Source organism: Campylobacter sp. US55, from assembly GCF_004378955.1.
Classification (GTDB): domain Bacteria; phylum Campylobacterota; class Campylobacteria; order Campylobacterales; family Campylobacteraceae; genus Campylobacter_D; species Campylobacter_D jejuni.
In genome coordinates this window covers 1-665 of record NZ_RYYF01000025.1, presented here as the reverse complement: position 1 = coordinate 665, position 665 = coordinate 1, and the positions used below count along the sequence as shown (strand labels likewise).

Here is a 665-nt window from a genome sequence, read left to right as displayed (position 1 = left end):
TGTTGTGTTTCTAAAAAATCATTTGCAAATTCGCCTTCTCGTAAATATTCTTCTGTGATAGCTATAATTTGATGTTTACCATGAGAGCTTATAGCTTCTACACTAAATTGTCTACCTTTTAAAACTTCTTCGGCTAAAACAATTTTATTATAAGAAAAATCTTTAGCTTTGTAAAAATATTTTTTTAAATTTTCTTTATCAAATACTTTTACAACTCCTCTTCCAGCACTTCTATCGCTTGGTTTTACAACAACAGGGAAATTAGCAATTTGTTCTAAATCTTTTTCATCTTTGAGTATAAAGTATTTGGCATGATTGATATTGTTTCTTTCAAATACTTTTTTCATTAAGCTTTTATCTGTAGTATTTTTAGCGCATTCATAAGAATTAGTCCCAAGATTAAGCTTTTCTCCAATGTAGCATACTGTTAAATTTCCAAGTTCTGTAGCAGCAGTAGCAATACCTACTATATTAAATTTGATAGCTAATTCCAGAATTTTTTCTTTATCGGCAATAGAAATAGGATGAAAATAATCTGCTAAATCTTTGCAAAAACAATTTTCATTGTAGTCAAAAACATGAGTGATAAAATCTTTTTTTGCATGTAACACTAAATCCGCTTGTAAATCACCACCGCCAATAATAAAAAAATGTTTGTTTTTCAT

General features: G+C 28.1%; 1 protein-coding gene. It reads right to left on the bottom strand.

The window, feature by feature from the left end:
- Window positions 1-665 (bottom strand): ATP-grasp domain-containing protein (locus ELQ07_RS08160; protein WP_134224988.1); only part of this gene is annotated, 665 nt, incomplete at both ends.